This is a genomic window from Bradyrhizobium forestalis (genome assembly GCF_002795245.1).
Taxonomy (GTDB): Bacteria; Pseudomonadota; Alphaproteobacteria; order Rhizobiales; family Xanthobacteraceae; genus Bradyrhizobium; species Bradyrhizobium forestalis.
In genome coordinates this window covers 238,086-260,571 of sequence record NZ_PGVG01000001.1, presented here as the reverse complement: position 1 = coordinate 260,571, position 22,486 = coordinate 238,086, and the positions used below count along the sequence as shown (strand labels likewise).

General features: G+C 64.7%; 19 protein-coding genes. 7 read left to right on the top strand and 12 right to left on the bottom strand.

Translation table 11 applies throughout. The annotated features are described in order from the left end of the window. Window positions 1-140: 140 nt before the first annotated feature. The 4 genes from ispH to CVM73_RS01140 all read left to right on the top strand — a co-directional run bounded on the left by ispH (window position 141) and on the right by CVM73_RS01140 (window position 3,254). Window positions 141-1,067: a 4-hydroxy-3-methylbut-2-enyl diphosphate reductase gene (ispH, locus tag CVM73_RS01155; protein ID WP_100230178.1), complete on the top strand. Its 927-nt coding sequence runs from the start codon at window positions 141-143 to the stop codon at window positions 1,065-1,067. Window positions 1,068-1,103: 36 nt separating this feature from the next. Next, window positions 1,104-2,264 carry an adenosyl-hopene transferase HpnH gene (hpnH, locus tag CVM73_RS01150; protein WP_100230177.1) on the top strand — a complete coding sequence of 387 codons (1,161 nt, stop codon included), beginning with the start codon at window positions 1,104-1,106 and terminating at the stop codon, window positions 2,262-2,264. A 325-nt stretch (window positions 2,265-2,589) separates the two neighbouring features. After that, window positions 2,590-2,850, top strand: coding sequence for an antitoxin (locus CVM73_RS01145; protein WP_100230392.1), 261 nt, complete (start codon window positions 2,590-2,592; stop codon window positions 2,848-2,850). Next, window positions 2,847-3,254: a type II toxin-antitoxin system VapC family toxin gene (locus tag CVM73_RS01140; protein ID WP_100230176.1), complete on the top strand. Its 408-nt coding sequence runs from the start codon at window positions 2,847-2,849 to the stop codon at window positions 3,252-3,254. Before CVM73_RS01145 ends, CVM73_RS01140 begins: the two co-directional genes overlap by 4 nt. A gap of 258 nt (window positions 3,255-3,512) precedes the next feature. Here the strand turns inward: CVM73_RS01140 and CVM73_RS01135 are convergent, their stop codons facing one another. The 6 genes from CVM73_RS01135 to CVM73_RS39045 all read right to left on the bottom strand — a co-directional run bounded on the left by CVM73_RS01135 (window position 3,513) and on the right by CVM73_RS39045 (window position 9,670). Further along, entirely contained in the window at window positions 3,513-4,262 is a 750-nt protein-coding gene (locus tag CVM73_RS01135; RefSeq protein WP_167406541.1) for a phosphorylase, read from the bottom strand. Beyond that, window positions 4,259-6,211: a squalene--hopene cyclase gene (gene shc / locus CVM73_RS01130; RefSeq protein WP_100230175.1), complete on the bottom strand. Its 1,953-nt coding sequence runs from the start codon at window positions 6,209-6,211 to the stop codon at window positions 4,259-4,261. The genes CVM73_RS01135 and shc overlap by 4 nt, the downstream gene beginning before the upstream one ends. A 52-nt stretch (window positions 6,212-6,263) precedes the next feature. Beyond that, window positions 6,264-7,532 carry a hydroxysqualene dehydroxylase HpnE gene (gene hpnE / locus CVM73_RS01125; protein WP_100230174.1) on the bottom strand — a complete coding sequence of 423 codons (1,269 nt, stop codon included), beginning with the start codon at window positions 7,530-7,532 and terminating at the stop codon, window positions 6,264-6,266. Beyond that, window positions 7,532-8,371 (bottom strand): presqualene diphosphate synthase HpnD, encoded by an 840-nt coding sequence (hpnD, locus tag CVM73_RS01120; RefSeq protein ID WP_100230173.1) that lies wholly within the window; start codon window positions 8,369-8,371, stop codon window positions 7,532-7,534. The genes hpnE and hpnD overlap by 1 nt, the downstream gene beginning before the upstream one ends. Beyond that, window positions 8,361-9,245, bottom strand: a complete 885-nt coding sequence (gene hpnC / locus CVM73_RS01115; protein WP_100230172.1) for a squalene synthase HpnC — start codon at window positions 9,243-9,245, stop codon at window positions 8,361-8,363. The genes hpnD and hpnC overlap by 11 nt, the downstream gene beginning before the upstream one ends. Before the next feature lie 191 nt (window positions 9,246-9,436). Then, window positions 9,437-9,670, bottom strand: coding sequence for a hypothetical protein (locus CVM73_RS39045; RefSeq protein ID WP_008553259.1), 234 nt, complete (start codon window positions 9,668-9,670; stop codon window positions 9,437-9,439). Between the two features lie 447 nt (window positions 9,671-10,117). Between CVM73_RS39045 and CVM73_RS01100 the strand changes: the two genes are divergently transcribed. Next, window positions 10,118-10,615, top strand: a complete 498-nt coding sequence (locus tag CVM73_RS01100; RefSeq protein WP_100230170.1) for a hypothetical protein — start codon at window positions 10,118-10,120, stop codon at window positions 10,613-10,615. Window positions 10,616-10,740: 125 nt separating this feature from the next. On the opposite strand, the gene CVM73_RS01095 is transcribed toward CVM73_RS01100, so the two are convergent. The 4 genes from CVM73_RS01095 to CVM73_RS01080 all read right to left on the bottom strand — a co-directional run bounded on the left by CVM73_RS01095 (window position 10,741) and on the right by CVM73_RS01080 (window position 17,237). Continuing rightward, a complete protein-coding gene (locus tag CVM73_RS01095; protein WP_100230169.1) occupies window positions 10,741-13,107 on the bottom strand; it encodes an efflux RND transporter permease subunit in 2,367 nt (788 codons plus the stop codon). A gap of 209 nt (window positions 13,108-13,316) precedes the next feature. Further along, entirely contained in the window at window positions 13,317-14,102 is a 786-nt protein-coding gene (eutC, locus tag CVM73_RS01090) for an ethanolamine ammonia-lyase subunit EutC (RefSeq protein WP_100230168.1), read from the bottom strand. A 6-nt stretch (window positions 14,103-14,108) separates the two neighbouring features. Further along, complete coding sequence (locus CVM73_RS01085; protein ID WP_100230390.1) at window positions 14,109-15,695, bottom strand: B12-binding domain-containing radical SAM protein; 1,587 nt, start codon at window positions 15,693-15,695, stop codon at window positions 14,109-14,111. Between the two features lie 159 nt (window positions 15,696-15,854). After that, window positions 15,855-17,237 (bottom strand): ethanolamine ammonia-lyase subunit EutB, encoded by a 1,383-nt coding sequence (locus tag CVM73_RS01080; protein ID WP_100230167.1) that lies wholly within the window; start codon window positions 17,235-17,237, stop codon window positions 15,855-15,857. Between the two features lie 223 nt (window positions 17,238-17,460). Here CVM73_RS01080 and CVM73_RS01075 point away from each other — a divergent pair, with 223 nt between their 5' ends. Continuing rightward, a complete protein-coding gene (locus tag CVM73_RS01075) occupies window positions 17,461-19,200 on the top strand; it encodes a methyl-accepting chemotaxis protein (protein ID WP_100230166.1) in 1,740 nt (579 codons plus the stop codon). Between the two features lie 218 nt (window positions 19,201-19,418). Here the strand turns inward: CVM73_RS01075 and CVM73_RS01070 are convergent, their stop codons facing one another. Further along, window positions 19,419-20,876: a hypothetical protein gene (locus tag CVM73_RS01070; protein WP_100230389.1), complete on the bottom strand. Its 1,458-nt coding sequence runs from the start codon at window positions 20,874-20,876 to the stop codon at window positions 19,419-19,421. Window positions 20,877-21,100: 224 nt separating this feature from the next. Between CVM73_RS01070 and CVM73_RS01065 the strand changes: the two genes are divergently transcribed. Then, window positions 21,101-21,205: a BA14K family protein gene (locus CVM73_RS01065; protein WP_100230388.1), complete on the top strand. Its 105-nt coding sequence runs from the start codon at window positions 21,101-21,103 to the stop codon at window positions 21,203-21,205. 46 nt (window positions 21,206-21,251) lie between these two features. Here the strand turns inward: CVM73_RS01065 and CVM73_RS01060 are convergent, their stop codons facing one another. Then, window positions 21,252-22,466, bottom strand: a complete 1,215-nt coding sequence (locus tag CVM73_RS01060; RefSeq protein WP_100230165.1) for an acyl-CoA dehydrogenase family protein — start codon at window positions 22,464-22,466, stop codon at window positions 21,252-21,254. Between the last annotated feature and the right edge of the window lie 20 nt (window positions 22,467-22,486).

The window sequence follows — 22,486 nt, the reverse complement described above, 5'->3', positions numbered from 1 at the left end:
CTCCATGCGCCGGAGCCCCACGGGGGTGGGCGGCTACCGCATGCGCGAGCCAATGGTGCGGATATTGCACTCATTGATCAGTATCGGGGTGCCGCCGGGACTTTGAAGCGGAGTGGTGCAACTTGCGTGATGGGCGTCCAATGGAAGTTTATCTGGCGCAGCCGCGCGGCTTCTGCGCAGGCGTGGTGCGTGCGATCGAGATCGTGGAACGGGCGCTGGAGACGTACGGCCCGCCCGTCTACGTGCGCCATGAGATCGTGCACAACAAATACGTGGTCGAGAGCCTGAAGAACAAGGGCGCCATCTTCGTCGAGGAGCTCTCCGAGGTTCCGCCGAAGGCGGTCACGGTGTTCAGCGCCCATGGCGTCGCCCGCAGCGTCGAGGAAGAGGCCGCCGCGCGCGACCTTCCGGTGCTCAATGCCACCTGCCCGCTGGTCACGAAAGTTCACAATCAGGGGAAGCGCTACATCAGCAAGGGCCGCACCCTGATCCTGATCGGGCATGCCGGCCACCCCGAGGTCGAGGGCACGATGGGCCAGGTCCCGGGGCCGGTGCTGCTTGTTCAAAGCGTTGAAGAGGTTAAGGCCCTGACCCTGCCGGCGGATACGCCAGTGGCCTACATCACCCAGACCACCCTGTCGGTCGATGACACCCGGGACATCATTGCGGCTCTCCAGGCCCGCTTTACAGATATTCAAGGCCCGGATATCCGGGATATCTGCTATGCGACACAGAACCGCCAATCTGCGGTAAGGAACCTGAGCAAGCTGGTCGACGTGATCTTGGTGGTGGGCGCTACCAACAGCTCGAACTCGAACCGGCTCCGCGAAATCGGCACTGAGGCCGGCGTCGCGAGTTATCTGATTGCCGACGGCAGCGAGCTCAATCCGGCGTGGTTGAAGGATGCCAGGACCGTCGGCGTCACGGCCGGCGCTTCGGCGCCCGAGGTACTCGTGGATGACGTGATCGAAGCGATGCGGCGGATCGGACCAGTCAAGGTCCAGGTGTTGCCGGGCCGCGAGGAAAACATCGAATTCCGGCTTCCGGCCCAACTGGCTGCGAGCTGACCCACCCGAATTGAAAAGCCCAGAAAGAAACTTGTAATGGCCATCCCCTTCTTCAAGGAAATGCGTATCGGCGGCTATTTGCTCAAGCAGAAACTGCTTGGCCGCAAGCGCTATCCGCTCGTGCTGATGCTGGAGCCGCTGTTCCGCTGCAACCTCGCCTGCGTCGGCTGCGGCAAGATCGATTATCCCGACGCGATCCTCAACCGCCGCATGACGGCGCAGGAGTGCTGGGACGCCGCCGACGAGTGCGGCGCGCCGATGGTCGCCATTCCCGGCGGCGAGCCGCTGATCCACAAGGAGATCGGCGAGATCGTGCGCGGCCTGGTCGCGCGCAAGAAGTTCGTCTCGCTCTGCACCAACGCGTTGCTGCTCGAGAAGAAGCTCGACCTGTTCGAGCCCTCGCCCTACCTGTTCTTCTCGGTGCATCTCGACGGCCTGCGTGACCACCACGACAAGGCGGTGTCGCAGAAGGGCGTGTTCGACCGCGCGGTGTCCGCGATCAAGGCGGCCAAGGCGCGCGGCTTCACCGTCAACGTCAATGCCACCATCTTCGACGGCCATCCGGCCGAGGAGATCGCGAAATTCCTCGACCTCACCGTCGAGCTCGGCGTCGGCGTCTCGATGTCGCCGGGCTATGCCTATGAGCGCGCGCCGGACCAGGAGCACTTCCTCAACCGCACCAAGACCAAGAAGCTGTTCCGCGACATCTTCGCGCTTGGAAAGGGCAAGAAGTGGAATTTCATGCACTCCGGCCTGTTCCTCGACTTCCTCGCCGGCAACCAGGAATACGAGTGCACGCCCTGGGGCATGCCCGCGCGCAACATCTTCGGCTGGCAGAAGCCTTGCTATTTGCTCGGTGAAGGCTACGCAAAAACCTTCAAGGAGCTGATGGACACCACCGACTGGGAGACCTACGGCACCGGCAAGTACGAGAAGTGCGCCGACTGTATGGCCCATTGCGGCTACGAGCCGACGGCGGCGACCGCAGCGCTCAACAACCCGCTGAAGGCGATGTGGGTGTCGCTGCGCGGCATCAAGACCTCGGGCCCGATGGCGCCCGAGATCGACATGTCCAAGCAGCGCCCGGCGCAGTACATCTTCTCGGAGCAGGTCCAGAAGAAGCTGTCGGAGATTCGCAAGGACGAGGCCGAGGCGGCGCAGGAGAAGGCTGCGCGGAAGGCTTCGACTGCGGCGTAAAGCGGACACGCCCTGTAGCTCCAAGAAAGGCCCGGTCCTAACGACCGGGCCTTTTCCGTGTTCGGCTCAACCACACGCTCTAACCGCGGGGGTACGCGAGCGACGCTGCTTCCTCTCCTCGCGTGGCCGGGCCGGGAGCCCTCCCCGCAAGAAAGTCGCGCGCTTTCGGCTCATCACCGCCTAACCGCAATTTGCCGCGCAGACGACGTTAGGATAGCGGGCACCACTTGAGCGCTGGCGCGGATCAAGGGGCGCGGAACGAACGAGACCTTGTATGGACCGGCCTGAAGATGTATATACGAGAATGTATCTACACGAGGCCGTCATGCCCCACATCGCCAAGGTGTTCCGGTCGGGCAACTCCCAGGCCGTCCGGCTGCCGAAGGATTTTCGTTTCTCGGTTGATGAAGTGGAGGTTTCGCGCGAAGGCGACGCGGTGATCCTGCGCCCGAGGCGGAACGCCTCCGGCCCCTGGGCGTCGCTTCGCGCGGCCATCGCACGCGGCTTCAGCCCGGACTTCATGGCCGAGGGCCGGGAGCAGCCTGAAGAGCAGGCGCGCCCCGATCTCGATCAGGCGTTGCGATGAGGAAATGGCTTCTCGACACAAACGCCGTCATCGCGCTGGTCACACGTCGCTCAGAGCCTCTCTTGCGCCGGGTTGAATCCACCGAGCCCGGCGCGCTCGCGATCTCGTCCATCGTTGCCCACGAACTCTACTTCGGCGCCTATCGCAGCCAAAAAGTCGAATTCAACCTGGAAACGCTTCGCCTTCTCTTTTCCGATCTCGACATCCTAGACCTCGACCAACAAGACGCGCGAGCCGCAGGCGAGATCCGGGCAGAGCTTGCGCGGCGCGGCACACCCATCGGTCCCTATGACATCTTGATCGCGGGACAAGCGATGGCGCGCGGCCTGCCGCTTGTCAGCAACAACACCGCTGAATTCCAGCGCATTGCCGGATTGCGGCTAGAGGACTGGACCAGGGATTGATGCTCGCAGGGTTACAGTGACAGCCCGTAGGATGAGTTGAGCTTTTCGCGAAACCCATCGCACTTGTTTCGTGCTGACGTCGCGCCATGACCGCGTACCGCCGCAACTTCGTTCCGGGTGGATGCTTCTTCCTCACCGTCCGCGATTGCGGTGATCGGGAAGAGATGGGTTTCGCAAGGGCTCAACCCATCCTACGGAGCCAAATGAAAAAAGGCCCGGTCGCGCGACCGGGCCTTTTCTTTTGTCAAAACGAGAACCTCAGGCCGCCTCGGACACCAGCGCCTCGCTGCCCACGAGCTCCGTCCCGATCAGATAATCCCGGCAGCCGCGCAAGCTCCGCAGCGCGCGGTTGAAGTCGAGGCCGGTCGAGACCAGCGCATGCAGCGTCGCCGGATTACGGACGATGCCGCGCAGCACGGCGGCGAGGTCGATCTGGCCGTTCGGCTTGATGGCGGCGCGGGCGAGCGCCGGCAGCGCGCGATGGGCGGGGTCGCTGATGACGCGGACCGCGGCGAAGGGCAGCCCGACCTCGGCGGCGTAGGCGGCCGCGATGTGGCTTTCCATGTCGACGGCGGAGGCTCCGGTCTCGGAGTGCAGCGCCGCCTTGCAGGAGCGTCCCGTGACCACTTCCTCGGCGCCGGCGAGGCTGCCGCGCACCACGCGGCGGCGGCCCGAGGTCAGGCGCTCGATCAGGTCGTCGCCGAGCGACAGGCCGGCGGCCCAGCGGGTATCGCCGGACAGCACCTCGGTCGCCAGCACGACGTCGCCGGACCGCAGCGTCGGATCGAGCCCGCCGGCCACGCCGAACGAGATCACACCGCGAATCGTCTCAGGATCCACCACCGTCAACAGCGCCCGCAACTGAGTCGGGCTGCTGGATGAACAGATGACCGCCATTCCGGGCCCGGCTGCGATGCGGGCCTCCTGAACCAGTCCAGTCACGATCAGTATCGGCCGCGGGTCGATGGCCTGACCCGCGGTAAAATAGTCCCCCGTCCCCAAAGTCACATTCCGACCCCTACCACCCTGCTGTTGGTGTCCCGCAAGTTCCGATACCGCGCCAATGCCCACAGCGGAAAGAACTTTGGGTAACCATGATACCGTAGATAGAACACGCGGGGGAAGCCTGTGGCGGTGTACCGCTGCTCGTCCCACAGTCCTTTTTTGTTTTGTGTTGCAATCAGGTACTCCACCCCGCGGGCGACGGCCGGGTGATCAACCTCGCCTGCCGCCATCAGGGCAAGCAAGGCCCATGCCGTTTGCGAGGCGGTGGAGGGGGCGGCTTCCCAGCCCTTGTAGTCGAGCCGGTAGCTGACGGCGTCCTCGCCCCAGCCGCCGTCATCGTTCTGGATCGAGGCCAGCCAGTCGGCTGCCTTCCGAATCATCGGGTCTTTGTGGTCGACGCCGGCCATATTGAGGGCACAGAGCACCGACCAGGTTCCATAGATGAAGTTCATGCCCCAGCGGCCGTACCAGGAGCCCTCCGGGTGCTGGGTCTTCCGCAAATACGCAACCCCGTCGGCAACGTGCTTGCTGGTCTTCTCGGTCTCGCCGAGCTGGGCCAGCATCGAGATGCAGCGCGCCGTGACGTCCTCGGTCGGCGGATCGAGCAGCGCGCCGTGGTCCGAGAACGGGATGTTGTTCAGGTAATATTCGAGGTTGTTGACGTCGAAGGCGGCCCAGCCGCCGTCGTCGCTCTGCATGCCCTCGATCCACTCGCGGCCGCGGGCGATCGCGGCATCATAGCCGGCGACGCCGTGCTCCCGACGCATGCGATCCATCGACATCACCACGACCGCGGTGTCGTCGAGATCAGGGTAATGCGCGTTGTTGTACTGGAAGGCCCAGCCGCCGGGGCGGACGTCGGGCCGCTTCGCCGCCCAGTCGCCCTTCACCTGAAGCTCCTGCTTCGGGATCAGCCAGTCGAGGCCCTGCCTGGCCGCCGGCACGGCCTTGTCGCCGCCGGCTTCCAGCAGCGCGTGGGCAGTGAGCGTCGTGTCCCACACCGGCGAGACGCAGGGCTGGCAATAGGCCTCGTCGTCACCGATCACGAGCAGCTTGTCGATGCCCCGGCGCGTCGTCGCGCGCGGCGGATAGCTCTCGTCCTTGCCGAGGGCGTCGTACATCATGACGATGTTGGCCATGGGCGGGTAGATCGCGCCCATGCCGTCCTCGCCGTTGAGCCGCTCCTCGATGAAAGCGAGCGCGGCGTCGATCGCGCGCTTGCGCAAGCTCTTCGGAAACAGCGGCTCGATCACCCGCAAGATCGCATCGAGCGAACGGAAAAGCAGGAACCAGGCCATGCTCTGGTGCGGCGCCTTCGCGGTCATGCCGATCGAGCGCGGATCCTGCAGGAACAATTCGTCGATGCCGATTCCCAGCGGATTCTTCGCGCGCGGCTTCAGCGCGGCGATCACCATCAGCGGCACCATGGTGGTGCGCGCCCAGTAGGAGATCTTGTTGAGATGGAACGGCGACCAGAACGGCAGCAGCACGATCTCGATCGGCAGCACCGGCACCGCGCGCCAGGTCACCACGCCGAACGTCGCCAGCAGGAAGCGGGTGAAGACGTTGCTGTTAATCGCACCGCCGCGCGCGTGGATCGCCTCGCGCGCCCGCACCATGTGCGGGCTGTCTGTGGAATCGCCTATCATCTTCAGCGCGAAGTAAGCCTTCACGCTCGCGCTCATGTCGAACTCACCGTCATGCACGAGGGGCCAGCCGCCATGGGCGCCCTGCACGCGTCGCAGATAATTGCCGATCTTGGCCTCGAGCACGGTGTCGACCGGCTCGGCGAGATAATGGCGCAGCAGGATGTACTCGGCCGGAATCGTGCAGTCGGCCTCGAGCTCGAACACCCAATGGCCGTCGGACTGTTGGAAGCCGAGAACGCCTTGGGTGGCCGACTCAATGCTCGATTCCAAGGTCTCGCGGCTGGTCGCGTTCACGGAATCCATGTCGCTCGATTGCTCCGATAGTCGATTGAAGGTTGACCGGGACATTTGCCCGTCAGGGCCGCTTTTCAGGATGTTTGGCGGCGAGAACCAGATCGGCGGCGCGATCACCGGACCGTACCGATCCTTCGATGGTTGCTGGCAATCCCGTAGCAGTCCAGTCGCCGGCGAGGTACAGGTTTTTCAGCGCGGTGACCGGCCCTGGACGCAGGGCATTCTGGGCAGGCGTGGCCGCAAATGTGGCGCGGCGCTCGCGCACGATCTGCCAAGCGGGCAATTCGCCGGAGACACCCCCGGCCTTGCAGACGTCGTTCCAGATCGCCTGCGCGAGCTCCTCGCGCGGCATGTCGACGAGGCGGTCGCCGTTGCTGATGGTCACCGAGAGCCGGTTCGGAAACGCGAACAGCCATTCCACCACGCCGCCGATCACGCCGAGGATCGGCGCCGAACCCGGCGGCGGCTCAAAGCGGAAATGGGCGTTGACGATGGCGCGGAATTCGGTCGGCGTCTTCAGGCCCGGCAGCAAGCTGGTGGCTGCGCGCGGCGGCACCGCCATCACGATGACGTCACCCGCACCGAGCTGGATCACATCCTCGCCACCGAAATTCAGCGCGGTCACCTTGCCGTCGGTGCTGACGAACGAACGCAGCTCATGGCCGAGCTGAACGGTGTGGCCACGCTCCTGCAGAAATTTCACGGCAGGCTCGATCAGCACGGCGCTGAGGCCGTCGCGCGCGATCAGGGGGCGGCAGGCCTGCCCGCCCGCGAGCAGCGTCTCGCGCACGATCGCGCCGGCAAGCCCGGCCGAGCCCTCGGGTGGATCGACGTTGAGCGCGGCCAGCAACAGCGGCTGCACCAGGCGCTGATAGAGCACGCCTTCGGTCGGAATAGACTTGCCGACCAGCGTCTCCTCCGACGCCCAGACCAGCGGCGCCAGCTTGAGATAATCGGTGAGGCCGGTGTCGGGCACGCGGCGGCTTTCGTCGAGAACCCAGGTCGGCCACCGCCCATCGCCGAGATCGATCTGCCAGCGCTGCCCGGTCTTGATATCGACGAACGGAAATTGTGCACGTTCCGGCCCGACGAGGCCCGCCTCGGTGCCGATCGCGCGCGCATAGGCGCGCGCATGGCTGTTGCCCGACAGCAGCAGATGATTGCCGTTGTCGATGGTGAGATTGGTGGCGCCGTCGAAATAGGACCGGCAGCGCCCGCCCGCCTGGTGCGTCGCCTCGTGCACGGCGACCTTGAAGCCGGCATTGGCAAGCCGCACGGCGGCAGAGAGGCCGGAAATTCCAGCGCCGATGATGTGAGCTGTGTTTTGCATCAGATGAAAGCGTAACGAAGCAGGATCAGGATGCGTGTGATCTTCGACACACGCACCGGCTCGCGCGGCGCGGTGAAGCCGCGCGCGATCAGGAGGTCCAGAATGGAATGATAGTATTTCGACATGATCCGCGGCGCGCGCACGGCGCGGCGCTTGTTGCGGTTCATGATCTCGTCCGACTTCTCGAAATGCGACTTGGCGCGCTGCGCCAGCGGCAGGCAGACCTTCGGCAGCGCGCGCTCGGCGATCACGCGGTTCGGATCATTGGAGGTGATGCCGGCATGCAGCAGCGCCTCGCGCGGCAGATAGAGCCGGCCAAGGCCGGCGTCCTCGTCGATGTCGCGCAGGATGTTGGTGAGCTGAAGCGCGCGGCCGAGATGGTGCGCGAGCAGGATGCCGTCTTCCTCGGGCATGCCGAACACCCGCACCGAGAGCCGTCCCACGGCGCTGGCGACGCGATCGCAATACAGATCCAGCGTCGCCATGTCGGGCGCGCGGATGTCCTGCGGCACGTCCATCTCCATGCCGTCGACGATCGCGAGGAAATCCTCGCGCTTGAGGTCGAAGGTCTTCACCGAGGCGACATAGTCCTTCAGCCGCGGCGGCGGACTACCCTGGTAGAGCGCGTCGATGTCGTTGCGCCATTGCTGAAGCGCCGCGAGCCGCTCTTCGCGCGGGCCGTCGGAATCGGCAATGTCGTCGACCTGGCGGCAGAAGCTGTAGATCTGGAACATCGCCTCGCGCTGGTCGTGCGGCAGGATGCGCATCGCGGCATAGAACGAGCTGCCGGATGCGGTCGAGCCGTAATTGGCGCCGGGCGTGGTCGCCTCAAGCGTCATGTGCAGTCCCCGGTCTGGAAATGGCCCTGCGTCCGATCGCGCGGCGGCCGACTTCGCCGATCATGCCGGCGAGGCTGAAAGTGAGCAGCTCGAACTTGTTGAGGTGCACGCGCTCGCGCAGCGGATCGCGCACCTTCAAGAGGCGCACGATACGATCGGCATAGGCCTGGATGACGGAGACGTCGACGCCGAGGCGGAAATCCCGGATCTCCGCAGCTAGCGACCGGCCCTCGTCGAGCAGCGCCTCGTTGCGCGCGGCGAGCGACTGCAGGCAGGCCAACATCGCCGGCGGCGACTGGGCGAGGCCAAGCTGCTCGACCGAGGCGCCGCTCGCCGCCAGCGCATCGCGCGGCAGATAGACACGGTTGAGCTCGCGGAAATCCTTGCCGCAATCCTGCAGATGATTGTTGATCTGCAGGCCGGCGCAGAGCGCGTCAGACGCGGCCCAGGTCGAGGTGCTCTCACCGTGAACGTCGAGCATGAAGCGGCCGACCGGCATCGCCGAATAGCGGCAATAGTGGATGACCTCGTCCCAGGTCTCGTAGCGCAGCTTGGTCACGTCCATGCGGAAGGCGATGAGCACGTCGAGCGCGTGGCGCGGCGCCATGCCGCGCTCGGCCAGCGCACGGCGCAGGGTGACGGCCTCGGCCTGAGTGTCGCCCTTGCCGAGCAGTTCCGCCTCGAGCAGGTCGAGATAGGCGAGCTTCTGGTCGGCCGGCAGCGTCGCATGGTCGGCGATGTCGTCGGCGGTACGGACGAAGTTGTAATAGGCCAGGATCAGGGCGCGATGACGCGGATGAATGATCCAGGACGCGACGGGAAAATTCTCGTCGCGGTCACCCTTGCCGGATCGCAATTCGCTCGCAGAGGTCATCGAGGGCTGGTTTACAATCGTTTGGACAGGAAGGGCTTTTTCGCTCGCGCGGGCTCATGCCGGCGATGCCGCCGCGGCCCCCATATAGGGGAATACGGCCGCAAAACCAATCCTGTCTGTCGATGGCTGCCCTTGGCGGATCTGGCCCCAAAAGCGGCTCCGGATCCGCCTTTGGGGGCCAATGGCCGAGCTTACTGGTTGTGGTTCTTCAGGACCTGGTCGCAGGCCTGCGAGATCTTGGCCCGATTCTCCTTCAGGCAGGCCAGGATGGTGAAATCGCCCTGGTCGATGACCGGACGGCAGAACTTCTGCACATCGCGGGTGCAGGCCTTCTGCTCGGCGTCGGTGCCACGCCCCTGCTGGGCGAACGCCGCCGTCGAAAGGGATGCCGACAGCAGGGTGAGAGCGACGAGAAGCTTACGCATTGTATTCCTTCATTCTGACGGCAGAATCGCACCGATCCCGGGCTGCACAGGGCGGACGACCGGAACGGATTGCTCTGATGGCAAGTCGCCGCGGGGTAGCGGCTCAGAGAAGGCACAAGCACTGGCAAATGCGGCCAAATTGGCGCCGCCCCCACCAAATCAGGTCTTCCCTGCGCCTTCATTGGCAGATGTAAGAGATTGATACTACGTCATAATTCAGAACGTTCGCATTTTACTGCACGGCTGTTGCAGAGCTGCATCTCTCGGCCTCGCCATACCAGCCAGAAACACGCCGAAACACGGCAAATCGCCCCCGCCGGGGCCCGGTGAACCGCGATCCCTGGTCCTGGCGCGTTGAACCTGACACAGGCTCGGAACACTAAACCTTCGATGTGGCGAGACGTCCTTAATCCTCAGCGGACGTCGTTCCAAAACGGGATATTTGCGATGAAATTCTTTGGGCGATCTGGACTGGCAATCACCGCGGCCGGCGTTGGCGCTGCACTGCTCTTCTCAGTTTCGGCGAGCCACGCTCAGTCGTCCGGACCGTTTGCCGGCTTCGACGGCGCGTGGACCGGCACCGGCACGGTCTCGCTGTCCGACGGATCCACCGAGCGCATCCGCTGCAAGGCAGACTACAAGGTCGCGGGCAGCGGTCTCAGCCTCAAGCAGGCCCTGCACTGCGCGTCCGACAGCTACAAGTTCGACCTCACCAGCGACGTGACGAGCCAGGGCGACCGCATCTCCGGCAACTGGAGCGAGGCGAGCCGCAACATCTTCGGCAACCTCCAGGGCACCGCCGGCGGCGGCCAGATCGACGTGTTCGTCGAGGCCAACGGCTTTGCCGCCAATCTGTCGCTGCGCACCAACGGCACCAAGCAGACCGTGCAGATCTCCTCCAAGGGCGAGATCCGCGGCGTCAACATCACGATGACGAAGGGCTGATTGGCCTTACTGCGTTGAAGGAACAAGCCCCCGGCTCTCGCGAGTCGGGGGCTTTTTGCTGATTGGCGTTGTCCGCAACTGATCTGCGCGACGCCGCATGCGAGACGGCCTTGCCGCTCCGCCGGTCAGATCGCCGGCTTGTCCGGGCCCTGCAGCTTGCCGTGCAGGTTGATCAGCCACATCGCCGTCGGCCTGAGGATGAAGAGGTCGGCGACGAGCGCCATGACCATCGAGAAGGCACTGAGCCAGCCGAACAGCCGCAGCGACGGCAGGTCGGAGAACACGGTGACGACGAGGCCGCAGGCCAAGACCACCGTGGTCAGGATCAGCGCAGGTCCAACCAGCACGGTCGCCCGCTCCACGGCGAGCGCCGAGCCGACGCCCGGCTTGCTCTCCAATCTCAGGCGGTTGAGGAAGTGGATGGTGGCGCTCAATCCCAGGCCGAACGAGACGGTGAGCGCGACGACGCTGGCGAATTGCAGCCCCTCGCCCATCGCCCACAGCACCGTTCCCGACATCACCACCGGGAAGATGCCGGGCAGGATGCAGGCGAACATCACCACCCAGGAGCGGAAGGCGAGGCCGATGAAGATCGCGACCAGCGCGAATTCGATGGTGAGGCCGCGGTTCAGCTTCTCGATCATGTTGGCCGAGTTGCGTGCGGCGATGGCGGCAAGACCCGTCACCGCGATCTCGTAGCCGGGATGCTTCTTGCGGACGGCGTCGAGCTCGGTGTCGAGCTTGTCCACGATCGGCAGCAGCTGGCTGGAATCCTTGTCCGGCACGCGGCCGGCCACCACCACCGCGTCCTGCTCGGCGTCGATGAAGCGCCGCACCAGATGCTCGGGGATGACGCTGACATATTCCTTCAGCGTCGCGACGTCGGCGCTGCCGGCCTTCTCCGCAAGCCAGCGGCGCAGCGTCTCGAGCGACCAGACGTTGCCCACACCGGCCGCCTTCTCCACGGTCGCATGCACGTCGGCGATGGTCTGGAGCGTCTCCGGCGAATAGAGCGATTCCCCTTTGGGGAACGCGATCAGCACGTTGACCGGATTGGCGCCGGTGAGCTTGGCATCTAACCGGTCGCTGGCGGCAACCGCCTGGCGCTTGTCCGGCACCTGGTCGGCGAGCCGGTAGCGCGGCTCGAGATTGGCGTAAATGATGCCGAGGCCGCCGACGAACAGCACGGCAATCAGACTGAACAAGCCGGGACGACCGACCATGCGCACCGCGATCCAGTAGCAGAAATTGCGTAGCGCCTGGACGCCGGCATCCGCGCCCTGGAACTTGACCGCGAAGACCTTCTCGTTGCGCACGAACAGCACGCCGAACACCGGCACCAGCGACAGCACCGCGACCAGGGCGATGATGGTGGCGGCGAGCCCGGCCTCGCCGAACTTGCGGATCAAATCGGAGTCGGAGAATTGCAGCGCGATGAAGGAAATGCCGGCAGTGCCGTGCGTCAGAACGCAGGCCGGTCCGACCACCAGCACCGCGTTCTTGAATGCGGTCAACTTGTCCTGGCCTGCGATCAGCCGGTCGCGCGCGGCGAAGGTGAGCTGCATCGAGTCCGAGAAGCTGATGACCATGATGAGCGGCGTCATCACGTTCAGGAACATGTTGAGGTTGAAATTGGCCCAGCCGAGCGCGCCGAGCGCCAGCAGGATCGCGATCATCGGCGGAAACGCCGCCGCGATCATGAACGAGATCTTGCGGAAGAAGATGATCGCGATGACGCAGCCGGCGAGGATGCCGAGGATGTTGTAGGTCAGCCCGTCACGTTCGACTGCATTGCGGATCTCGAGCTGCATCACCGGCACACCCGAGAGCTGCACGTTCAGCCCGGTGTCGCCGAGATCCTCCTTCATCAGCGCGCGGATGTCGCCGACGGTCTTGGTCAGCTTGCTGGAGGCGACGACTTCGGGATCGAGCGACAGCACGATCAGCGCCAGCGTGCCATCCTCCGACAACAGCTTGCCGCGGATGATCTCGTTGTTCTTGACGGTCTCGATGAACTTGTCATAGGCCGCGCCCTCGGGCAGCTCGGGCGGGAACAGCGCCGCCGGCAACTTGCCCGGGGCCGGCGCCTGGCGCGCCGAGAACAGCGAGACGAGGCCGCGCGTGCCCTCGACCAGCTGCAGGTCGGTGACGAAATCGCGCAGCTTCTCGAGGTTGTTCCGCGCCAGCAAGGTCTTGCCCTCGACCACGACGAGGACGTCGAACTCCTCGGCGGGGAACTTCTTGGTCACCTCTTCATATTGCTTGAATTCGCGGGTGTCGGAGCGGAACAGCTGCGACAGCGAATCGTCGATCTTGATGCGGTAGATGCCGAACACGGCACCGACGATCAGCGCGATCAGGACGATGCAGGAGACGATCGGGGCCCGGACGGCGATCAGCCCGAGACGCTCCAGCCCGAAGGCGATGGAGGACGCAGGTCCCTGCTCGACCTTGTCGACATGAACCTCATTCTCGCGGTGCTTTTCGAGCATGCCTTGTCCAGTTCCTAAATCGGCTCAGTCTTGAGAGCTTATTGCGCCCCGCGAACGGCTTGAAAACGCCATACCAATGGGAGGCTTGACCCTTGAAAATGCGCGGAAAATCGCCGCGGGGGGTTTAGCAGGTCCATCACCCTTCTCGCAAGCCGGCGAAATGTGGCCGAATCCATCAAGATGCAGCGATTTTCGGTGCCGGCTGTCTATCATCCCGCCGACGTTGTGCCAATTCGACGCGGCGCGCGGTCGGCGCTCTCGTCCTTCAGCGCCACGCCCGTGGTCTCCCGGGCCAGCCCCTCGCGGACCAGCCAGGCGATCTTGAAGGCGGCCTCGTCATGGCTCAACCCGGCGTGGTGGATGTTGGAGACGCAATTGCGCTCGGCATCGGTGCGGCCGGGCTTCGGTGCGAAGGTCAGGTAGGCGCCGAGACTGTCGGGCGCGGACAGGCCGGGCCGTTCGCCGATCAGCATCACGACCATGCGCGCAGCGAGAATGGCGCCGATCTCGTCGCCGAGCGCGACGCGCGCGCCCGAGGCGACGACGACATGGCCGATCGCGACGTCATCGCCCTCCGCAAGCAATGGCAGCAGGCGCCCCACCACGATCGCCGCATGGGCGTGGACCGCCGCCGCGGAAAGGCCGTCTCCGATCACAACCGCGAGCTGGCACGGCGACGAGGCGCTTCGTGCGAGAAGTTGCGCCGAGCCGGGGTCAAGCTGTCGTCCCAGATCCGGCCGCCGCAGATAATCGCTGCGATCGACCGCCCGGCTCCTCACTTCGGTCACGGCAAGTCCGAGCGCGCCGAGATCGGCGAGCAGACGCGGCGTATCGAAAGCGGCATGCACGGCATCGCGCGCGCGGGCATGGTCCAGCGTGAAATCAAGCAGCGCCTTCGTCGGCATGCTCGCGCCGCTGCGGCCCAGTGCAACGCGCGCGGGCGTGAACGCCCGCAAATCGAGCGTCAGACGGCGCGGCGGGGCCGGATCAGACATGTCGCGTCATTCGGCCGGCACGGCGGCCTCGCGCAGCCGGATCGAATAGTTCGAGGCGTTCTGCTGGCCGCTCGAAGCCGCACGCGCAAAGGTGATGAGGTGATGCGCGATCGTGGCGCTGCCGATCAAGCCTTCGAGATCACCGCGCTTGATGCGTCCCAGCGCGAACTTCCAGAACACGCGCTTGTAGTCGCCGAGCACGCCGACCTTCCAGAAAAGGTTGCGCAGCATGACGAGCGCGCGCCTGATATTGGGCCAGGTCTTCATCTCGTCCGGCACCGGCATCTTGAGCCGGTTCACATAGACGTGGTCGCATTGATACTGATAGCGCGCGTAGACCTTCTCGGGCGCGTAAGCGACCGCCATCGCATGCTTCCATGACGCGACGACCTCGTCGTAAGGCAGCAGGAAGTCGACGTTGGAATCGCGGCCGTCGTCGTGGACCAGGCGCCCCTCGCGCTCCAGACGATCCCACAGGGGCGTCTTGGGCAGCGCCTGGAGCAGGTTGATGGTGAGCAGCGGGATCTGGGACTCCTCGACGAAAGCGAGCAGCGCCTCCGAGGTGTTCGGCTTGTCGGTGTCGAGCCCCATGATGATGCCCGAGACCACCTCCATGCCGTAGGAGTTGATGGTGCGCACGCCCTCCAGGATCGGGACCATCATGTTGTGGTCCTTGTGCATCGCATGCAATGCATCCGGATCGGGCGTCTCGATGCCGCAGAAGATGGTGACGAAATAGGCCTCGCGCATCTTCTCGAGGATCTCGGGCCGCTTGGCGATGTTGAGCGTCGCCTCGCAGGCGAGCCGCGCCACGTAGCCGGTTTTCTTCTGCCATTCGATCAGATGTGGCAGCAGGTCCATCGCAGCCTTGCGGTTGCCGATGAAATTGTCGTCGACGAAATAGATGGTGTCGGTCATGCCGCATTCGCGCAGGCGGTCGAGCTCGGCGATGATCTGCTGCGGCGTCTTGATGCGTGGATTGCGGCCGTAGAGGCCGGGGATGTCGCAGAACTCGCACTGATAGGGGCAGCCGCTGGAATACTGGATGCTGCCGAGGAAGTATTTCTTCACGTCGGCGAGCTCGTAGGCCGGGATCGGAAACTCCGTCATCGGCACGCGATCCTTGGTGGTCAGCACCACCTGAGCCTCAGGGCGCGAGGTATCGCGCGAAAGAATCTCGATCAGCCGGTTGGTGGCGTCGCCGAGCTCGCCGACATGCAGATAATCGAACGACGGATAGTAATCCGGGCAGGCGCTGACGGAAGGACCGCCGAGCGCGACCGGCAGATCGAATTCATGGGCGCGGCGGCAGATGTCGTTCATCTGCTGGCGCTGGATGTGCATGCCGCTGACGAAGACGGCCTCCGCCCATTCGAACTCATCCTTGGTCGTGCGGCGGAGGTTCTCGTCGACGAATTTGACCTGCCACTCCTTCGGAAGATAAGCGGAGATCAGCAATAGCCCCTGCGGCGGCATGAAGGCGCGCACGCCGTCGGTCAGGGGATATGAATGCTCGAACGTACCGAAGGACGAGGTGTAGCGCGGAAACACGCAGAGAATCCGCCGGGACGTTCCGTTACTTTCAGCTCGCATCAAAGCTCCCCCGCCACGCTCGACCGAATGGTGCGGAAATTGCCAGCCAGACGCATAGGGTAATGCCGTCGCCGGAATTTCTCAATATTGTGGCACAAGCATAATTCCGGGAGGCGCCGATGGTTTCCTAAGGAGGGAGAGTTGGCACCTGCCGCCGCCTCATGCGATCAGCCGCGAGGCAAAATCCGGCAGCAGGCCTGCATCGCCGGCAAGACGGAAATCGGCGCCCGTAATGCCCGAGCCCGCCAGCCAGTCGTCGAATTCTGGCGCGCGGCGCAAACCGAAGACGTCGCGGACATAGAGCGCGTCGTGAAATGACGTCGACTGGTAGTTCAGCATGACGTCGTCCGCGCCGGGGACCCCCATGATGAAGGTGACGCCGGCGGCGGCGAGCAGCGTCAGGAGATTGTCCATGTCGTCCTGGTCCGCCTCGGCATGGTTGGTGTAGCAGATGTCGACCCCGAGCGGCAGGCCGAGCAGCTTGCCGCAGAAATGATCCTCCAGCCCCGCCCGGATGATTTCCTTGCCGTCATAGAGATATTCCGGACCGATGAAGCCGACCACGCTGTTGACCAGAAGTGGAGCAAAGGCGCGGGCGACCGCATAGGCGCGCGCCTCGCAGGTCTGCTGGTCGACGCCGTGATGGGCGCCCGCCGAGAGCGCCGAGCCCTGGCCGGTCTCGAAATACATCACGTTCTGCCCGACCGTGCCGCGCCCCAGCGACAGCCCGGCCTGCTGCGCCTCTGTCAGAAGCGCGAGGTCGATGCCGAAACTGCGGTTGGCCGCCTCCGTGCCGGCGACCGACTGGAAGACGAGGTCTACCGGAACGCCCTGCCCGATCAGCGACAGCGTCGTCGTGACATGGGTCAGCACGCAGCCCTGCGTCGGGATCTTCAGCCGTGCGATGATCTCGTCGAGCAGCCGCAGCAATTGCGCGATCATGGCCGGATCGTCGCTCGCGGGATTGATGCCGATGCAGGCATCGCCGGCGCCGAGCAGGATGCCGTCCAAGATCGAGGCGGTGATGCCCCTGGCATCGTCGAACGGATGGTTGGGCTGCAGCCGCGTGCTCATCCGCCCCTTCAGGCCGATGGTGTTGCGGAAGGCGGTGGTGACCTCGCATTTGCGCGCCGCCAGGATCAGGTCCTGGTTGCGCATCAGCTTTGACACGGCGGCCGCCATTTCCGGCGTGATGCCGCCTGCCAGCTTGCGCAACACCTCGGGCGTTGCGGCGTCCGACAGCAGCCAGTCGCGGAAAGCTCCGACCGTCAGCGAGGCCACCGGCGCGAAGGCCTTGGCGTCATGGCTGTCGATGACGAGGCGGGTGACCTCGTCGGTCTCGTAGGGAATGACGGCTTCCTGCAGGAACTGCCCGAGCGGCACATCCGCGAGCGCCATCCTCGCCGCGATCATCTGCTCGGAGCTGGCAGCGACAATTCCGGCCAGCCGGTCGCCGGAGCGCGGCGGTGTCGCCTTGGCGAGCAGGTCACGCAGGTCCGGAAACGTGTAGCTCGTGGCATCGATGGTATGGCGGTAGACCAAGGGTATCTCCGGGGTGCGTCGGCCAACGGCCGACTGCAAGACTATCCTGGAACTATACCTTCGGATCAAGACGCTGAAATATCTTACCTTTCGTTGGACCCAGGGCGGAGGGAGCCAACGAGCGCGTTAACGCCGCATCCACCTTCCTCCTGCAAAGTTTTGCATCAATTCTACACAACCCCGCTCACCGGCCGCTTCAGGCCATTCCGGGCCCCTGAACACCATGACATCCGACCGATCTGGGAATGCCGCCAAGCTGGCAGGCCGTTTCACGCTTGCCACCAAGCTCTACGCGATCTTCGCGCTGTTCGCGCTGCTCACGGCGGCGATCGCGATGCTGTCCGACTACAACAGCCGCCGCAGCGCCGACCTGACCAGCGCGATCGAGACGGCGAATGCCGCCGCGCTGAACGTCGAGCGGGTCAACTCGCTGGTCTATGCGGTCGTGATGGAATCGCGCGGCGTCTACATGTCGACCGAGCCGGCGGTGGTGAAGAAATACGGCGATGGCCTGCTCAAGTTCAACGCCCGGATCCTCGACGTCGTGAAGCGCTGGGAGACCATCGTCAAGGCCGACGATGCCGAGCAGTTTGCCACCTTCAAGAAGCGCATCGAGCAGTTCGTCGAGTTCCGCAAGGAGCTGGTGCGCCGCGGCGTCGAGATCAATGCAGCCGCGGGCCGCGAATGGGGCGACAACGACGCCAATCGCAGCGTGCGCTCGGCCCTGAACAAGGACCTCGAGGCGCTCTCCAAGGTCTATGCCGAGCGCGCCAGGCAGATCGCGCAGCAGACCGAGACCAATCGCGAATTGTCCTTCGTGCTGACCTGCCTCGGCGGCGTGGCGCTCGCCCTCGTCGTGATCGGCATCGTCATCATCGCCCGCTCGATCGCCCGGCCGCTCGCCTCGATCACCGCCACCATCAAGCAGGTCGCCGACGGCGCCGACAACGTCGTGGTGCCGCACTCGGACCGCGCCGACGAGATCGGCGCACTGGCCTGCGCGATTCAGGTCTTCCAGGAAGCCATGGACCGCAACCGCAACCTCGCCTCGCAGGTGTCGCAAGACGCCGCCGCGCGCGAGGAGCGCGCCCGCCACGTCGAACGATCCGTCGAGCAATTTCGCGAGGCGATCGGCGCCATCATGCGCGGCCTCAGCGATAACGCACAGGTCATGCGCGAGACCGCGCAGACCATCACGCGCGTCACTGCGGATGCGAGCAGCCGCGCCGGCACGGCCGCCAACGCCACCGAGCAGGCCTCGCACAACGTCACCGCTGTCGCGGGCGCGGCCGAGGAGCTGTCGGCCTCCGTCGAGGAGATCGGCCGCCAGGTGCGGCAGAGCGCCGGCGCGGTCGAGCAAACCGGCCAGCGCACCGAGAGGTCGATCTCCGAGATCGAGAGCCTCGCCGCGGCCACGCAGCGCATCGACGGCGTGCTCAGCCTGATCCAGGCGATCGCCGAGCAGACCAATCTGCTGGCGCTGAACGCCACCATCGAAGCCGCGCGCGCCGGCGATGCCGGCCGCGGCTTTGCCGTCGTCGCGCATGAGGTGAAGGCGCTGGCAGGACAGACCGCCAAGGCCACGGCCGAAATCAGCGAGAACGTCGCGATGATCCAGGCCTCGACGCGCAACGCGGTCGACGCCGTCCGCGAGATCGGCGGCGCGGTGCGCGAGATCAACGAGGTCACTTCGGCGATCGCCGGCGCCGTCAGTCAGCAGGACGCCGCCACGCGCGAGATCTCCTCGAACGCGCAAAGCGCCGCGCAGGGCAACGAGACGCTGGTGGCGAACATCACCTCGCTGCGCGATGCCATCGGCGAGACCGATACGGCGGCAGCCTCGGTGCTGACGGCGGCGAGCAGCCTGACCGGGACGGCGCAGACGCTGTCGCGGGAGGTGGAGAAGTTCTTCCAGAACCTGCGGGCGGGATCGGCGGACGGCCGCATCGCCAGGGCGGCGTAGCGGCTCGCCTGGCCGCAAAGGCGGTCGCCCCAACAAAAACTGAAAAACAACCCCATGCACAGTAGACGAGGCTAGATTTTTCAATGGCTTGGCTGCGAGCGCGCGGTCCTGCTGTTTTTACGAAATCAATTTTGACTCGTCGGGCAAAACACTGGCATGATGTCATCATGCCGATGGCGCGCCGCCCGTGCCCCTGCCGGCGTTCAAACGAAACGGGGTTACCGCTCCGAACCCGAATGAGCGACCAGTATTCGGACACGGCCGCCGGGATCCTCGACTTCACGGTATTGACTCAGCTCCGCCTGGAGCTCGGGATCCGACTTGGCCCAGGCCAGCCAGTCGAACGGGACCGCACCCAGCAGATAGGTGTCGACGAGAATGACATCCGGGCGACCGGCGCGCAGGTCCGCCAACAGTTGCCGCCGCTCGAAATCGATGATGCCGTCCAGTTTTGCGCGATCGCCCAGAGTTGGCTGCGTATTCTTCTGGAGCAGCATCGCGCCGCCCGCCAACAGCTGCACGCAGGAGCTGCCCACCCAGGTCCCGTTGACCTCGAGGACGAGCGGATGCCCCAGCGCGACCTGATCGCCAATCGTGATCAGCCGCGGATGCTTTGCAAGCGCCTGGATACGCTCCTTCAACGGCGGAAATGGCTGGACCTGCAAGGACAGGCAGTAGGCGATGAACGCAATGGCAGCAAGGCCGGCGATCATGACCGGCATCCGCAACGTCTTTGCACGCGCATGTAGCAGCGGCGCAGCAATCGCAAACATGCAAAGCGCAAATGCCGTGTAGGTCCAGTGCTTGCCCTGGAGAACGAAACTCGCGGCTCCGCCAAGGGCCGCGGCGAGCCACGGGGTCGCGTTGCCTCCCATCCTGAAGTCCTGCGGGGCCAACAGGCCCAGAAATACGATCGACCCAGTGATCACCATGATCGGGAAGGGCAGCAGGTCGCCGAGACTCATCCGCAGCGGCAGATAAGCCGCAGTGACCATCGGGGCATAGGTCAACAGATAGCCGGGAAAGGCGATCACGAGTATCGCCCCGTAGCCGATGACCACAGCAGCCGCGGCCAACACCTCCGGGGAGAACAACGGCTTGAGAGAACGTCGGCGAAAGACCGCAAGGACAATCGGAAGTCCTACCACGAGGGCAAGGTGGGGCTTGATGCTCATGGCCAGCCCGGCCCCCAGTCCCGCCAAGAACGCAACGGGTCCTGCTGCCAGACCGCGCCATCGGATCGCAGCGACAGCGACAAAAGGGGTCAATGCAATGACGGCTATGTGTTCACGTTGCCCGAATACGTGGGTCGGAAGAATCGCGAGCAGGAACGCGAGCAGGCACGTTGAAATGATCCTCTCTCGAGCTTCCAACTTTGCCGCCGCAGCGGCGCAATCGATCATCAAAAGCGCGACCACGATCTCGGTGATGACCAGGGTGATCACGACGACCTCAGGCGCAATGCCGGTCATCCGCGCGAGCATCAACGCCGGCATGTACAGGTAGACCGACAGAGGCGGATTCAGTTCGAAGAGGTCGACCCCAAGCTTCCGGCCATCCAGAACTTTCTCGCCCTCCACCAGCAGGCAACCCAAATCAGCGTTCAGAACGATGGGTATCTGGACGAGCAACGCGACCAGGAGGAGCGCCGCGACGATCAACCAACGCAGACCCATGCTCAAATTGCTTGCCGGCATATCGGGACGCGACCGCTTCTTGTGACCCTCTCCTCCAATGGAAGCGGTCTATTCTCTTTCGCCTGGTGAACCTGCCATGCTCGACGCCACTCTCGATCAGGAGTAGTTACTATTTCGCTACGACAATCCAAGGTAATATTGCTTCACGCCCACACGCACGGACTTGGGCTCCTGCGCAAGGAGTGGACAGGGCGCTGGCCCGGATGGACGGCACCGCTTCACGTTCTTGCGCGGAGCGCTATCGGTCCTACGATCCGGCAACGAGCACCTATGTCGGTCTGGACGGCAGGCGCCGCCCTTGCAGGTAGATGAAGCTGCATATCACCGGATCACGTGGCGCGGCGCGGCCTGAGCCTATCCCATCACCCCGCCGCGCCTGATCAGCTCCTTGCCCACCGCGGCGAGATGCACCTGGTCCGGCCCGTCGCCGATGCGGATGAAGCGGGCGTAGACGTAAGCACGCGCGAGGAACGTGTCCTGCGAGACGCCGGCGGCGCCGTGGATCTGGATGGCGCGGTCGATGACGCGGGCGGCCATGCTGGGCACGACGATCTTGGCCGCGGCGATCAGGTCGCGCGCGGCCTTGTTGCCTTCGCGGTCCATCTTGTCGGCGGCCTGCAGCGTCAGGAGCCGCGCCTGCGCAATCTCGCAGAAGGAGTTTGCGATATCCTCGCGCACCGAGCCCTGCTCGGCCAGCGGCTTGCCGAAGGCAACGCGCGAGACCGCGCGCTGGCACATCAATTCGAGCGCGCGCTGGGCGCAGCCGATCAGCCGCATGCAGTGGTGGATGCGGCCGGGCCCTAACCGGCCTTGTGCGATCTCGAAGCCACGGCCCTCGCCTAGCAGGATGTTCTCGGCGGGGACGCGAACGTTCTCGTAGACGATCTCGGGGTGGCCGACCGGGGCGTCGTCATAGCCGTAAGTGAGCATGTCGCGGACGATGCGCACGCCGGGCGTATTCTTTGGCACCAGGATCATGGATTGCTGGCGGTGGCGGTCGGGATGGTCGGGCGCGGTCTTCCCCATCACGATCAGGATCTCGCAATCCTCGTTCATCGCGCCTGAGGTGAACCATTTGCGGCCGTTGATGACGTAGTCGTCGCCGTCGCGTTTGATCTCGCACTGGATGTTGGTGGCATCGCTGGAGGCGACCTGCGGCTCCGTCATCGAGAAGCCGGAGCGGATGCGCCCCTCCAAGAGCGGTGTCAGCCAGCGCTCCTGCTGTTCCGGCGTGCCGTAATTGGCCAACACCTCCATGTTGCCGACATCAGGCGCCGAACAGTTGAAGACCTCGGGCGCCCAGAGGATGCGGCCCATGATCTCCTTCACGGGCGCATAGTCGAGATTGGTGAGCCCAGGCCCGTGCTCGCCGGAGAGAAACAGGTTCCAGAGCCCCTGCTCCCGCGCCAGCCGCTTCAGATCCTGCAGCACAGGCGGGGTCCTGTAACGCGTGGCCTCCGGCTTCACCTGCTCGTAATAGAGATCCTCGACCGGCTCGACATGCGCCCGCATGAACTGGCGGACGCGCTCCTGCAGCTCCAGCGAACGGGGAGAGTGTTGAAAGTCCATGGTGTCCTCCAGTCGTACTG

Bases quoted from the DNA above. Each gene is read 5' to 3' on its own strand.
- ispH (WP_100230178.1), top strand. From the start codon at position 141: ATGGAAGTTTATCTGGCGCAGCCGCGCGGCTTCTGCGCAGGCGTGGTG.
- hpnH (WP_100230177.1), top strand. From the start codon at position 1,104: ATGGCCATCCCCTTCTTCAAGGAAATGCGTATCGGCGGCTATTTGCTC.
- CVM73_RS01145 (WP_100230392.1), top strand. From the start codon at position 2,590: ATGCCCCACATCGCCAAGGTGTTCCGGTCGGGCAACTCCCAGGCCGTC.
- CVM73_RS01140 (WP_100230176.1), top strand. From the start codon at position 2,847: ATGAGGAAATGGCTTCTCGACACAAACGCCGTCATCGCGCTGGTCACA.
- shc (WP_100230175.1), bottom strand. From the start codon at position 6,211: ATGGATTCCGTGAACGCGACCAGCCGCGAGACCTTGGAATCGAGCATT.
- hpnE (WP_100230174.1), bottom strand. From the start codon at position 7,532: ATGCAAAACACAGCTCACATCATCGGCGCTGGAATTTCCGGCCTCTCT.
- hpnD (WP_100230173.1), bottom strand. From the start codon at position 8,371: ATGACGCTTGAGGCGACCACGCCCGGCGCCAATTACGGCTCGACCGCA.
- hpnC (WP_100230172.1), bottom strand. From the start codon at position 9,245: ATGACCTCTGCGAGCGAATTGCGATCCGGCAAGGGTGACCGCGACGAG.
- CVM73_RS39045 (WP_008553259.1), bottom strand. From the start codon at position 9,670: ATGCGTAAGCTTCTCGTCGCTCTCACCCTGCTGTCGGCATCCCTTTCG.
- CVM73_RS01100 (WP_100230170.1), top strand. From the start codon at position 10,118: ATGAAATTCTTTGGGCGATCTGGACTGGCAATCACCGCGGCCGGCGTT.
- CVM73_RS01095 (WP_100230169.1), bottom strand. From the start codon at position 13,107: ATGCTCGAAAAGCACCGCGAGAATGAGGTTCATGTCGACAAGGTCGAG.
- eutC (WP_100230168.1), bottom strand. From the start codon at position 14,102: ATGTCTGATCCGGCCCCGCCGCGCCGTCTGACGCTCGATTTGCGGGCG.
- CVM73_RS01085 (WP_100230390.1), bottom strand. From the start codon at position 15,695: ATGCGAGCTGAAAGTAACGGAACGTCCCGGCGGATTCTCTGCGTGTTT.
- CVM73_RS01075 (WP_100230166.1), top strand. From the start codon at position 17,461: ATGACATCCGACCGATCTGGGAATGCCGCCAAGCTGGCAGGCCGTTTC.
- CVM73_RS01070 (WP_100230389.1), bottom strand. From the start codon at position 20,876: ATGGGTCTGCGTTGGTTGATCGTCGCGGCGCTCCTCCTGGTCGCGTTG.
- CVM73_RS01065 (WP_100230388.1), top strand. From the start codon at position 21,101: ATGGACGGCACCGCTTCACGTTCTTGCGCGGAGCGCTATCGGTCCTAC.
- CVM73_RS01060 (WP_100230165.1), bottom strand. From the start codon at position 22,466: ATGGACTTTCAACACTCTCCCCGTTCGCTGGAGCTGCAGGAGCGCGTC.